Below are 12,959 nucleotides of genomic sequence, written 5' to 3'. Positions count from 1 at the left end.
CAGAATCCGGAACCCATTTCGACTCCACACAATCACCTAACCCATGTCAGGTGTTTCCACGACCACTAGAAATCAAGGCGAGTACGCGAGTAGAAGAAAACCCCGCAGCCAGCGGGGAAGCTGGTTACGGGGTTGGGTGTTCTCGTCTGCAGAGAGAGTTAGTCTTGGCCGTATCCACGGCCGCGGGAACGCTTGCGCTCACGCGCAGTGCGCGGGCTCCACATCACCACGGAAGTGGACCGTGGTACATGGACAAGCTCACCACTGCGCTGCGGGCGACGTCCTGCGGCCTGCTCGCGCAGGGCCCGGACCTCTTCAGCTAAAGCGTCGCGCTCCGCCTCGAGTCGATCGCGCTCCTCGGTCAACTCAATGATGGACTTGATGCCGGCAAGGTTGACGCCATCGTCTTGTGACAGCGCCTGAATCTTGCGCAGCAGCTCGATGTCCCGGTCGGAGTAGCGGCGGCCGCCGCCACGAGTGCGAGCCGGGGAGACCAAGCCCATGCGGTCATAGGTGCGCAGGGTTTGGGCGTGCATTCCGGATAGTTCCGCAGCTACGGAGATGACGTAGACCGCGGTGCCGGAATCTTCTGCCTTTCCAGTGCTCATTTCTTAACACACCTCCTGCCTTAAGCATTCTCGGCGCCGGCCCAACCCGCACGCGGGTTGAAACCGGAGTCCTTTTCCGCTTGAGCATAGGTGCGCAGGGCGCTAGAAGCAGCGGCATCGAGCTTGGTGGGCACGGTAACCTGGACGGAAACCAGCAGATCGCCGGAGTTGCCACCGCGCTTGGCGATGCCCCTTCCGCGCACCCGCAGCGTGCGTCCATCCGGCGTACCAGCGGGGATCTTCACGCGCACCGGGTTATCCAAAGTTGGAACCGCGATGGTATCGCCCAAGGCCAGCTCCGTGAAGGAAACCGGAACGGTGACATGGAGGTCATCACCCTCGCGAGTAAAGACCTTGTCCGGCTTTACAGTCACCGCTACGAAGAGGTCACCGGCGGGGGTGCCGTTGGGGCCTGCTTCGCCTTGGCCGGCGAGGCGGACCTTTTGTCCATCGATGACGCCGGCGGGGATACGCACGGTGATGTTGCGGGTGCGGTGAACCGTGCCGGTGCCGTGGCAATCCTTGCACGGATCCGTGATGCGGCGGCCGGTGCCATCGCAGTCCTTACACGGGGCAGAGAAACCGAAAGCGCCGCGGTTCTCCGAGGTAAAACCGGTACCGCTGCAGGTGCCACAGGTAGAGGTCTTGCCGGAAGCGGAACCCGAGCCGTGGCACGTAGTGCACGGCGCGTTGCCGCTGAGCGCCAGGGGAATGGTGGTTCCCTTAGCGGCCTCGCGGAAGTCGAGGGTTATTTCCGTTTCGACGTCGGCCCCCCGCGACGGTTTAGCTGAGTGGCCAGCACTACCGCCGCGGTTGAAAACGCTACCGAAGATATCCCCAACACCGCCGCCTTGAGCCGATCCTCCAGCGGATCCTCCGAAGAGGTCCGAGAGGTCGAATTCTTGCGCACCTTGTCCACCCATGCGCGTGGATCGAAACCCGCCGGGAAATCCGGCGCCTCCCATCCGTCCAAAGCCGCCTCCATTGCGGAGCATGGCCTTGAACTGGTCGTATTCCTTGCGCTCGGTGGCGTCGGAAAGCACGTCGTAGGCTTCCGCAACCTTCTTGAACCGTTCCGCTGCCGCGGGGTCGTCCGGGTGGGTATCGGGGTGATTTTCGCGCGCTAGCTTGCGGTAAGCACGCTTAATCTCGTTCTGGTCTGCGGACGAGGAGACCCCCAGATCCGCATAGTAATCTTTGTCTGCCCATTCGGGTTTAGCGCTCACTGGGCATCTCCTCCTTTCAAAGAGAATCGATACAAGTTAAGTAAAAGGGCGCCGCGGGAAGGTCACTAGTCAATTCCCAGGGCGCCCTTTATGTTATTTACTCGGATTCTTCCGAGCTGCCGGACTCATCGCTGGGGTCCGCGATGATGACCATGGCATTGCGTACGAGCCTGTCGCCCACGCGGTAACCCTTGCGCAGCACGGTGCCAAGCACCTGCTCATCGCCGGAGGACAAGTCCTGCACGGCTTCGTGGACCTCCGGGTCGAAGGCATCGCCTTCCTCACCAAAGGCGGCGAGTTCATGCTTTTCCAGCGTGCTGTGGAGCTTATCCGCAAACGCCTTGAGCGGGCCTTCCAAGTCGCCGTGTTCACGAGCCAGTTCCAGGTCATCAAGGACAGGCAGCATATCTGCGATGACCTTGGCCTTGGCGGTCTCGATTACGACCTGGCGGTCGCGCTCGGTGCGGCGGCGGTAGTTGGTGTATTCCGCATTCAGACGCTGCAGGTCTTCCGTGCGTTCTGCCAACTGTGCTTCCACATCGCTGGCGCCGGTGCCTGCGGGCTCTTCGCCCGCTGCTTCGGCTTCTACCTCATCAGCGTTGACATCTGCCAGCGCTTCTTCGAGGTCAGCATCGAGGGTGGGATCCAGCTCGGCTTCTTCGGTGGCGTCAGCCTGCGCTTCCTGCGCAGCCTGGGCCTCCTCGGCCTGCTCGGCAGCAGCCCCAGCGCGGTCAGCCGAGGTAGCCTCCGGATCCGTGTTTTCCGGGTCGCCTGGGTTGTGCGGCATTCCGCTGTCCTGAGTCATTACTTATTGCCATCCTTGTTCTCGTCCTCGTCAACGACCTCAGCGTCGACGACGTTCGGGTCACCCTGCGCAGCACCAGCATCGGCAGCGCCCTCAGCGCCGGCCTCAGCAGCCTGTGCCTCGTAGATCTGCTTGCCCATCTCCTGGGATTCGGTGGACAGCTTCTCCACTGCGGACTTGATGGCCTCGAGGTCATCGCCCTTCAGAGCCTCATCAACGGCGTCAGCAGCCTCGGTGACCTTGGTCTTAACGTCCTCGGATACCTTGTCAGCGTTGTCATCCAAGAACTTGCGGGTCTGGTAGGAGGTGGACTCTGCGTTATTGCGCAGCTCCTGCTCCTCGCGGCGCTTCTTGTCCTCTTCAGCGTGCTGCTCAGCATCCTTGACCATGCGGTCAATCTCTTCCTGGGACAGGCCGGAACCATCCTGAATCTTGATGGTGTTTTCCTTGCCGGTGCCCTTGTCCTTTGCGGTCACGTGGACGATGCCATTGGCATCGATATCGAAGGTGACCTCAATCTGCGGAACACCGCGCGGTGCCGGAGCAATACCGCCGAGCTCGAAGGAACCCAGCAGCTTATTGGCGGTAGCCATCTCGCGCTCGCCCTGGAAGACCTGAATCTGTACGGAAGGCTGGTTGTCTTCCGCGGTGGTGAAGGTCTCAGACTTCTTGGTCGGGATGGTGGTGTTGCGCTCGATGAGCTTGGTCATCACGCCACCCTTGGTCTCAATGCCGAGGGACAGCGGGGTGACGTCGAGAAGCAGCACGTCCTTAACCTCGCCGCGCAGCACGCCTGCCTGCAGGGCAGCGCCGACTGCAACAACCTCGTCCGGGTTAACGCCCTTGTTGGCATCCTTGCCGGTCAGTTCCTTAACCAGGTCAGATACGGCCGGCATACGGGTGGAACCGCCAACGAGAACAACGTGGTCGATATCGCCGACGGAAAGGTCAGCGTCCTTAATGACCTGGTTGAACGGAGCCTTGGTGCGGTCCAGCAGATCCTGGGTGATCTTCTGGAACTCAGTGCGGGTCAGGGTCTCATCCAAGAACAGCGGGTTCTTGTCGGAGTCAACGGTGATGTACGGCAGGTTAATGTTGGCCTGCTGGGAGGAGGACAGCTCAATCTTGGCCTTCTCTGCAGCCTCGCGCAGACGCTGTACCGCGCGCTTATCCTTGGTCAGGTCAACGCCCTGGGAGGTCTTGAAGCGGTCTACCAGCCAGTCGACGATGCGCTGATCCCAGTCATCGCCACCCAGCTCGTTATCGCCGGCGGTTGCCATAACCTCAACGACGCCATCGCCGATTTCCAGCAAGGAGACGTCGAAGGTGCCGCCACCCAGGTCAAATACCAGGATGGTCTGCTCCTGCTCGCCCTTTTCCAGGCCATAAGCCAAAGCAGCTGCGGTTGGCTCGTTAACGATACGGAGCACGTTCAGGCCTGCAATCTGGCCAGCTTCCTTGGTGGCCTGACGCTGTGCGTCCTCGAAGTATGCAGGAACGGTAATAACGGCGTCAGTAACATCCTCACCGAGGTAAGCCTCTGCATCGCGCTTCAGCTTCATCAGCGTACGAGCGGAAATCTCCTGAGAGGTGTAATCCTTATCATCAATGTTGATCTTCCAGTCGGTGCCGATGTGGCGCTTGACGGAGCGAATGGTGCGGTCAACATTGGTTACCGCCTGGTTCTTAGCGGACTGACCGACCAGGATTTCGCCGTTCTTTGCAAAAGCAACGACGGAAGGCGTGGTGCGGGAGCCCTCGGAGTTAGCGATAACGGTGGACTCGCCACCTTCCAGTACGGAAACGACGGAGTTCGTCGTACCAAGGTCAATACCTACTGCGCGTCCCATGACTTCTTCTCCTTTTATCTTGGGGTAATTAATAAAGTTGACTGTCAGTGACTCAACTTCTCGTTGCGTCCGAGCGCTACTGTAACAGAACTTCTACGTCCGGTCACACAACCTTGAGCCTGTGTCACTCAATCTCTACAACAGGTAGCCTACAAAAGTTATTCCCCGCGACTCAACTTTTCTTGTAAACCTTGACTTTATGCAGCTCAGCGCCGCTCTTGCCAACGCCCACCCCCTCACCCTTCACACAATTACCCCCTCGCCCAACACAGCCCCATACCCAAACGGAGATCCTTAAACAACCCTAAGAGGATCCAAAAGTCACCTCAGAAAGGATCCAAAAGAGGATTGGCAGCCCGCCCCCGCTACCGCATACTAGGAATCACAGCAGTTAAGAGCTGCTACCCCAGAGAGAGATTGTAGTTTTACTCCGCCGATCCGAAAGGAATGTATATGTTCGATTCCCTCGCAGACCTCAGCTCCGCCATCGACTTCGAGGCACTCATCAAGGGCATCAAGGGCCTCATCGAGGCTTCCTCCGAGTCCAACACCGACTCCGAGGGCCTGTCCTCCGTATTCGAAGGCCTGTCCTCCAAGGATGACGCAGAGGCTGCTGCAGAAGCTAAGTAATTAGCTTTCTGTACTCCTTCATGAAGACCAGCTAAACCCCCTCACCTTCTTCCTCCGCACGGAACCCACCACAAGGAACCGCGCACGAAGGTGCGGGGGTTTCGCTGTTTTCAATCGCTGTTTCACGTTCGCTGTACTTACACTAGGGAGATAAAACCCATTGAGCCTTAGCATCCAGGAAGCGTGGACCGCACCGTGTCGAAACCTTCACAGCCGCCCCTTCACCAACGCATCCGCGCGGCCATGACCCTGCAGCGAACAGCCGCTTTAACTGCGGTGATTTGTGTAGCGCTGACATTACTTGGCGCATTCTTCACACCAACTGAGTATCAGTTGATTGCCGCGGTTGTCGGTCTTGCTCTGAGCACAATCACCGTTTTCGCCTTTCGGCTGCCGCTCGCTATGGCGACGCTTTTCGTACTGGTATGGCTCGGGGCAACTATAACGGCAGAAGCGCCTTACCTAACCTGCGTCTTCCTTACCCCTGTCTTCCTGGCAGTGGTGGCTTTTCACGAAAGACATGCTCAAACTCTCGGTGTTGGTTTGATCCTGTGGATCGTAGGCCAATTCGATCCAGAGGCCGGTAGTTTAGTTTTTAACCCCGCCTCGGCCTTTACTTGGGCCATGTTTATCGGAGTCGGCGCAGTGATTGGCGCTACTCTCGCACACTCCGCTCGACGCTACAAAAATGCAATGGTGGAATGGAACGACGACGTGAAGCGCCGCCAATCCGACCTCGCAGAAACCTTGCACAATTCGGTTGTTTCTAACCTCACGGTAAATACCATGCAGCTAGAGGCCCTGAGCCTCGAATATTCCAAACAGCCAGAGCTAGCGAAGAAACTCGATGAGCTCAGCGATTCCATGCGTTCTTCCATGTCGGAAGTACGGGCACTAACCAAGGTCCTGCGAAATAATATCGATGGGATTAACGATGGCATGAGTTTTGGTACAACCACAAAGCCAACGAGCTTTGCCCAGCTCATTTCGGAGGAAGAAGAACGCCTTTCCCGCCTCAATCGATCACCCGTTGTTGAGGTCACAGGGGAAGAGTTTGCACCGGAATTCCCGCAAACCATTCTCGATTCCATTGCAGCCATCACCACAGAAGCCTGCCTAAACGCGGTGAAGTATTCTCCACCGGGGGCAGAGATTGTAATTTCCGTTCAACCCCATATGGGCTGGACGGTCATTACCATCACTAACCCCGTAGCTAAACCAACTAGCAAGAACATTGAAATGTCCTCGGGTATAGGCATGTCCTCCATGAACCGGATTGCAGCCACGATTGACGCACGATTAGACACAGAGTTGGAATCAGGGAAATGGGAATTGATCTTATCTCTGCCGCCCAGTGCCCATAAGCGGCGTTAGTTCCACCACGATGTATAGCAAAGGCTTAATCCATACACTAAGCTTTCGTTTGTTTCTGCCTATTCAAACTTTCACAAAAGGAGCGCCTTAATGCAGGCCGCACTCGCAAGTCTTCTCACTCCACTCATGCTGTCCTCCTCCCTCTTGGGTGGCCTTACCCCGGGCGATCTCCCAGCCACCACCGAATACAAGTCTGCAGTCGAGCTCGCTTTCGGTTGCCCCTCCCCATGGTGCGTGAAGTAAAAACATCCCTCTTGGTCGTCGATGACGACCCACTTGTCCTTGAGGCCCTGGGGCGCTATTTCGCCTCGGCTGAGGACATGGAGGTGCGCGCCACCGCAGAAAATGGCAAGGTCGCGCTCGAACTATTGCAAGAGCAGGACTTTGACGTCATTGTCGCGGACATCCATATGCCCGAGATGGATGGCACGACCCTCTTGCGTGAGGTCAACAAGCTGGAAGACCCGCCGGTCTTTGTTGCGATGACCGCGATGGACAATGACGAGACTCTCAAAGAGGTCATGTCCAATAAGGCCGCGGCCTATATTCTGAAAAGCTCCAAGCCGGTCTACATTTTGGATACCGTGCGCGAGGCCGTACGCGGCGGCACGGTTGTCACCCCACAGTCGCTTACCCGCTTGTTTGAGCAGCTTCCTGATTGGAACGCTGAGAGCGCAGGTGCCAATGCGGCAGCCACAACCGCAAAAATCAAGGACAATCACCACATCTCCCCTGCGCTAGAGCAGGTCCTGGACTTGGTCTGCCAAGGAAAGTCCAACGAAGAGATTGCCAAGAGCACGCATTATGCACCGGGCACGGTGAAGAAGTATGTGTCCACCCTGCTCAGTGAATTCCATGCCAAGTCCCGCCTCGAGCTGGCAGTGAAGGCACTTAAGGCCGGCTACGGTTCTTAAAACCTAATTGTTGGACAATTCGGGGGTAGATTACCCCCGGATGAGTCAATACCCCCTCTAAACCCCACATGCTGGGGTTTATTTTTTGTTTTTCTACCCCCGCTTACCGTTTTTGAAAGGAGACTAGCATCACGTTTACCACTTTCCTATAATTGCGGCAACACAAAAGTTCATAGTATTCCCCAGGCAACAATTGGAACCTGAACCTGCAGGGTTGCCGCACGTCAGAGCGCTATAGCGCGCGTGTTTTCCTCTAGCCACACACAGTCACGTCATAGAAAGCAGGTGAGTGTTGAACACCAACCTGGCGCGCGTTCGTCGCAGCAGCGATAGGCCTCCCGTCCGCACTCGGCCCGCATAATGGCCCGCTGAACATCGCACTTCACCCCGAATCCCTGCGACCCTCACATTGCGTCGCGCGCACCCGCGTGTTCGCTCCTCACCCGGCTGCAGCCCTGCAGTACCACATAGCTCACCGCTTACGTCCCAGCCGCCCGTATCGCCCGGCAGCCCACTGTCCGGCACGAATACTGCTAGCGGCTATGGGGATGTGACCCGTTTGAAGAAGAGGTAGAACCCATATGACTTCTCCTGCTAATACCCGCTTGCCCATCTCTGATGATGTGGAAGCAGTCCTGCCCGCAGCGATTAGCCGCGCACACGACTGGTTGAAGTCCACTGCGGACGAAGAAGATAAGGCCACCGAACAGCTCGCGGACCTGCTGCGCGATGAGGACGGCGTGAAGTTCACCATGGACTTCGTCGACCGCGTCATGCGCCCAGAAGATGACAAGGTTGCCGCGCACGCGCTGAAGGATATTTCCTCCCACTATGACCCGTCGTTCTTGGGCAGCATCAATGGTGCGCTCGTTGGCGCCGGTGGCTTCTTCGGCCCCATCCTGCCGAACCTGGTCATGCCGGTGGCCCGCCTATACATGCGCAAGATGGTTGGCCACCTGGTTCTAGACGCCGAGTCTGATGCCCTCAACAAGATCCTGGACAAGGCCGCCGAATCCGGTGAGCAGCTTAACCTCAATCTGCTGGGTGAGGCCGTACTCGGTGAGGAAGAGGCGAAGTCCCGCGCGGAGCGCACCCTCAAGCTCATCAAAAACCCCCGCGTGACCTACGTTTCGGTTAAGGCTTCTTCCATGGTGGCCCAGCTCAACCACTGGGATATCGATGGCTCGGTAGAGCGCCTCAAGGAGCGCCTGCGCCCGCTGTACCAGGCTGCAGCAGACCGCACCGACAAGGTCTTTATCAACATGGACATGGAGGAGTACCACGACCTCCACCTGACCATCCGCCTGTTCAAGGAGCTGCTCAGCGAGCCGGAATTCCTCACCTTGGACGCCGGCATCGTGCTGCAGGCTTACCTGCCGGATACCTTCGATGCGCTCAAGGATGTCGCCGATTTTGCCAAGGAGCGCGTGGCTAAGGGCGGCGGCAAGGTCAAGGTGCGCATTGTGAAGGGCGCGAACCTGTCCATGGAAAGCGTGCAGAGCGAGGTCCACGATTGGCCGCTGGCTACCTACACCAACAAGCTCGACGTGGACGCAAACTACTACCGCCTATTGGATTTCATCCTGCGCGAGGAATACGCCGATAGCGTCCGCATTGGCGTAGCCACCCACAACCTATACACCGCGGCCATGGCCTACGAGCTGGGCAAGAAGCGCGGCGTGCTGCACATGATGGACTCGGAGATGCTGCAGGGCATGTCCCCCGCTCAGCAGGCAGCGGTACGCAAGGTCTTTGACGGCCGCCAGATCCTCTACACCCCGGTTGTCCATGCAGATGACTTCGACGTCGCCGTGTCCTACCTGGTGCGTCGCCTGGAGGAGAACTCCGCGCCGCAGAACTTCCTCTACGCCCTCTTCGCCCCGGGCGAGGAGCCGTTGGCGGACCAGGAAGAGACGTTCCGTCGGGCCGTCGCCAAGCGCTGGGAAACCTTCGCTGGTGCCCGTCGCACCCAGAACCGCCTTGAGGAGGACGGCCGCCAGGCACCGCGCACCGGCCGCTTTACCAACGAGGCAGATACTGACCCGGCACTCGCGCCGAACCGCCAGTGGGCGCAGGAAGCGCTCAAGCGCAATCCGGGCGAGCACGGCATCGCGGAGGTCACCGACCCTGCAGCGGTCGAAGGCCACATCGCCCGCGCCAAGGAACTGGGCACCGAGTGGGGCAAGCGCCCTGCCGCCGAGCGCGCCGCCGCACTGGAGGCCGTGGCGGATCAGATTGCCTCCCAGCGCAGCAAGTTCATCTCCGTGGCTGCGTATGAGGCCAATAAGACTGTTACCCAGACCGACCCTGAGGTCTCTGAGGCGATTGACTTCTGCACCTACTACGGCCAGTCCGCGCGCCTGCTGGAAGAGTCCTACTCCGAGTTCACCCCGCACACCGTCACCGTGGTGACCCCACCGTGGAACTTCCCCATTGCCATCCCGACTGGCGGCATTGCGGCATCCTTGGCGGCGGGCTCGGCGGTCATCGTCAAGCCTGCACCGCAGGTGGTTCACTGCGGCAAGCTCGTGGTGGAGGCCTTCCGCACCGCCCTCGAGGCACAGGGTCTGGACCCAGATCTGGTGCAGCTGGTGCTGACTGATGAAGCCGCGGCCGGCAAGGCCCTGCTCTCCCACGATGACGTGGACAATGTCATCCTCACCGGCGCCTCCGATACCGGCGCGCTCTTCCGTTCCTGGAAGCCCAAGATGAACATTATGGCGGAAACGTCCGGCAAGAACGCGCTCATCATTACCCCAGCCGCGGACCCAGATCTGGCCATCGATGACCTCTACAACTCCGCCTTTGGCCACTCCGGCCAGAAGTGTTCGGCGGCCTCCCTGGTTATCTTCGTCGGCGCGGCCGGCAAGTCCGAGCGCCTGCGCACCCAGCTGCTGGATGCTGTCAAGACCCTTAAGCCGGGCCCGGGCTTCGATATCACCACCACCATGAACGGCCTGGCGGAAGCGCCGAGCGAGAAGCTCCTGCGCGGTTTGACCCAGCTCGAGCCGGGAGAGAAATGGCTGCTCAAGCCGGAAAAGCTCAACCAGGAAGGCACCCTGTGGTCCCCGGGCATCCGCGATAATGTGCAGCCGGGCTCCTGGTACCACAAGAACGAGTGCTTCGGCCCCGTCCTGGGCATCATGTACGCCGATACCTTGGAAGAGGCCATTGCCTGGCAGAACGACACCGGCTATGGCCTGACCGGCGGCATTCACTCGCTTGACGACGCCGAAATTGAGTACTGGATCGACAACGTTGAGGTGGGCAATGCCTACGTCAACCGCGGCATCACCGGTGCGATTGTCCAGCGCCAGTCCTTCGGCGGTTGGAAGAAGTCCGTCATGGGCCCGGGCGCCAAAGCTGGCGGTCCGAACTACGTGGCGCAGATGGGTGAGTGGGCCGATGGCGAGCTCAAGCCGCGCAACGTGGACATTGCCCCAGCAAGCCTCGCTGCGCTGCACCGCCTGCGCGATAACCTCTCTGGCAAGCTCACCGAGGAGGACATCACCTGGCTGTGGCGCGCCGCTGAACTAGACCAGGTGGCGTGGCAGGAAGAGTTTGGCCGCAACCACGACCGCACCGGTTTGGTTTCTGAGGCCAATATCTTCCGCTACCGCCCGCTTCTGACCAAGCTGCGTGTGCGCGTGGGTGAAGGCTACGAGCTGCGCGAGGTTGCTCGCCAGGTGCTGGCCGCCGCCATTACCGGCACCGCCACGGAAATCTCCGCCACCCCGGAGGTTGCCACCCAGTTGCAAGACTTGGGCTTCGACGTCAAGGCCATCACCGACGAGGCTTTTGCCACCGACGTGGCCAATGACGCTTCTTCCCGCGTGCGCGCCCTGGGCACCGTGCCGGATTCCATCTACGAGGCCGCGGTGCGCTCCAACTCCGTGGTGCTGGACCAGCCGGTGCTTGCCGACGGCCGCCGTGAGCTCATTCCTTACCTCCTTGAGCAGGCAGTCTCCGTGACCATGCACCGCTTCGGCATTATCCGCAACGTAGGTAACCTGCGCGACGAGTAATTCCCGGACGCGTTAAAGGTACTGAAGGGAGGTAGCGCCCCGCCCCTGGGCCGCTACCTCCTTTTTCGTATATGCGCTGCGAGTTTTATGTGGCATAGTGGTAGACAATGTCTACGTCACATAATTCGTCTTCCCGCGACGAGGCCAAGCGCCCGTCTGCGCAGGAAAAAGGCAACGCAACACAGATCCAAAAGCCGGGCGAGGAAGATTCTCATACCCTCGTCGCTTATGATGACGCGCACCTTGGTGCAGAGGCTGCCAGCGAGCACCCTGCCGAGCGCGACGATAAATCCGCCGTCCTGGCCAAAGACTTCCGCACCATGGCCAAGGTCTCGGTGGTCTTTATCCTTATCGTCGCCGGCCTAGCGCTGGCCGGCTACCTGCTCAAGTTCATTTGGGTAGGTCTGCTGCCGGTTTTGCTCGCCGTCCTCGTCTCCACGGTGCTCTATCCGATCAGCGCTTGGCTGCGTGGTAAGGGATTCCCGCGCTCGCTTGCGGCGGTGAGCACCTTGCTCGGCCTCATCATTGTCTTCTGCGGCGTTTTTGCCGCCATGGCCCCGGTAGTCACCAGCCAGAGCCAAACGCTCATTAATCAGGCCGAAGACGGCATCAACCAGCTCACGGAGATGGTGGAAAAGTCCCCCATCGATATCCAAAGTGACCAGCTACAGTCCGTGCTCCAGGACGTGGTCAAGTTTGCCAAGGGCCAGGCTTCTACCATCGCCACCGGCGTTATCTCTGGTTTCTCGATGGCCAGCTCCATCGTTGTGGCCGCGCTGATCATGCTCTTTGTCACCTTCTTCATCATTAAAGACGGCGACAAGTTCCTGCCGTGGCTGCGCAAGTACACCGGCAATTCCACCGGCTGGCACATCACCGAGCTGGGGTCGCGCATCTGGAAGACCCTGTCCGGCTTTATCCAGGCGCAGGCCGCCGTGGCCATGGTGGACGCAGTCCTCATCGGCCTTGGCCTGTGGGTTCTGCAAGTTCCGCTTGCGCTCGTCATCGCCGTGGTGACGTTCTTCGCCAGCTTCATCCCGATCATCGGTGCGGTCACCGCTGGCGCCCTCGCCGTCATCATCGCGCTGGTCTCCAATGGCCTGACCAACGCGCTGCTGGCGCTCGCACTTATCATCATCGTCCAGCAGGTGGAAGGCAATGTCCTCCAGCCGATGCTGCAGTCCAAGGCCATGGGCTTGCACGCCGCCGTCGTCCTGCTTTCCGTGACCGTCGGCTCCACCCTGGCCGGCATCGTCGGTGCCTTCCTCGCCGTCCCCGTGGCCGCAACCATCGCTGTTGTGGTGCGCTACCACGCCGAGATGGCCGCACTGCGCTCCGGCGAAGTCGAGGCCTCCGATATAGACATCATCACCGGCTCCAAGGATGATCCTGAAGACTTCAGCGACGTCACCTACGAACATGACGAAACTCCACGCGACAAGGTAGAGCAGCTCTACCAGTCCATGAGCCCGCTGAGCTAAGACTCAGCCACCACTAGCAGCGCGCCGGTCCTCCCCCGGCGCGCTT

10 protein-coding genes are annotated in these 12,959 nt (G+C 59.5%); 6 read left to right on the top strand and 4 right to left on the bottom strand.

Annotation, left to right across the window (positions count from 1 at the left end; genetic code table 11):
- Positions 1–158 precede the first annotated feature (158 nt).
- The 4 genes from QP884_RS06675 to dnaK form a co-directional block, all read right to left on the bottom strand.
- Entirely contained in the window at positions 159–608 is a 450-nt protein-coding gene (locus tag QP884_RS06675) for a heat shock protein transcriptional repressor HspR (protein WP_049378992.1), read from the bottom strand.
- A gap of 20 nt (positions 609–628) precedes the next feature.
- Entirely contained in the window at positions 629–1,834 is a 1,206-nt protein-coding gene (gene dnaJ, locus QP884_RS06670; protein WP_284821428.1) for a molecular chaperone DnaJ, read from the bottom strand.
- Positions 1,835–1,931: 97 nt separating this feature from the next.
- Positions 1,932–2,639: a nucleotide exchange factor GrpE gene (gene grpE, locus QP884_RS06665; RefSeq protein ID WP_284821426.1), complete on the bottom strand. Its 708-nt coding sequence runs from the start codon at positions 2,637–2,639 to the stop codon at positions 1,932–1,934.
- A complete protein-coding gene (gene dnaK, locus QP884_RS06660; protein WP_005325523.1) occupies positions 2,639–4,489 on the bottom strand; it encodes a molecular chaperone DnaK in 1,851 nt (616 codons plus the stop codon). The genes grpE and dnaK overlap by 1 nt, the downstream gene beginning before the upstream one ends.
- A gap of 453 nt (positions 4,490–4,942) precedes the next feature.
- Between dnaK and QP884_RS06655 the strand changes: the two genes are divergently transcribed.
- From QP884_RS06655 to QP884_RS06630, 6 genes are all read left to right on the top strand, one after another.
- The gene (locus tag QP884_RS06655) at positions 4,943–5,119 is read left to right on the top strand and encodes a hypothetical protein (RefSeq protein WP_005329347.1); all 177 of its coding nucleotides are present in this window, start codon (positions 4,943–4,945) and stop codon (positions 5,117–5,119) included.
- 183 nt (positions 5,120–5,302) lie between these two features.
- A complete protein-coding gene (locus QP884_RS06650; RefSeq protein WP_284821424.1) occupies positions 5,303–6,493 on the top strand; it encodes a histidine kinase in 1,191 nt (396 codons plus the stop codon).
- Between the two features lie 90 nt (positions 6,494–6,583).
- Positions 6,584–6,736 (top strand): hypothetical protein, encoded by a 153-nt coding sequence (locus QP884_RS06645; RefSeq protein WP_200435578.1) that lies wholly within the window; start codon positions 6,584–6,586, stop codon positions 6,734–6,736.
- An 11-nt stretch (positions 6,737–6,747) separates the two neighbouring features.
- Positions 6,748–7,407: a response regulator transcription factor gene (locus tag QP884_RS06640; protein ID WP_284821422.1), complete on the top strand. Its 660-nt coding sequence runs from the start codon at positions 6,748–6,750 to the stop codon at positions 7,405–7,407.
- A gap of 581 nt (positions 7,408–7,988) precedes the next feature.
- Positions 7,989–11,432 carry a bifunctional proline dehydrogenase/L-glutamate gamma-semialdehyde dehydrogenase gene (locus QP884_RS06635; protein WP_284821421.1) on the top strand — a complete coding sequence of 1,148 codons (3,444 nt, stop codon included), beginning with the start codon at positions 7,989–7,991 and terminating at the stop codon, positions 11,430–11,432.
- A gap of 107 nt (positions 11,433–11,539) precedes the next feature.
- Positions 11,540–12,913 carry an AI-2E family transporter gene (locus QP884_RS06630; protein WP_284821419.1) on the top strand — a complete coding sequence of 458 codons (1,374 nt, stop codon included), beginning with the start codon at positions 11,540–11,542 and terminating at the stop codon, positions 12,911–12,913.
- Positions 12,914–12,959: the final 46 nt, after the last annotated feature.

The organism is Corynebacterium tuberculostearicum, assembly GCF_030229345.1.
Taxonomy (GTDB): domain Bacteria; phylum Actinomycetota; class Actinomycetes; order Mycobacteriales; family Mycobacteriaceae; genus Corynebacterium; species Corynebacterium tuberculostearicum_G.
This window is presented reverse-complemented; position numbering and strand designations above follow the sequence as displayed.

Bases quoted from the DNA above. Each gene is read 5' to 3' on its own strand.
- QP884_RS06675 (WP_049378992.1), bottom strand. From the start codon at position 608: ATGAGCACTGGAAAGGCAGAAGATTCCGGCACCGCGGTCTACGTCATC.
- grpE (WP_284821426.1), bottom strand. From the start codon at position 2,639: ATGACTCAGGACAGCGGAATGCCGCACAACCCAGGCGACCCGGAAAAC.
- dnaK (WP_005325523.1), bottom strand. From the start codon at position 4,489: ATGGGACGCGCAGTAGGTATTGACCTTGGTACGACGAACTCCGTCGTT.
- QP884_RS06655 (WP_005329347.1), top strand. From the start codon at position 4,943: ATGTTCGATTCCCTCGCAGACCTCAGCTCCGCCATCGACTTCGAGGCA.
- QP884_RS06645 (WP_200435578.1), top strand. From the start codon at position 6,584: ATGCAGGCCGCACTCGCAAGTCTTCTCACTCCACTCATGCTGTCCTCC.
- QP884_RS06635 (WP_284821421.1), top strand. From the start codon at position 7,989: ATGACTTCTCCTGCTAATACCCGCTTGCCCATCTCTGATGATGTGGAA.
- QP884_RS06630 (WP_284821419.1), top strand. From the start codon at position 11,540: ATGTCTACGTCACATAATTCGTCTTCCCGCGACGAGGCCAAGCGCCCG.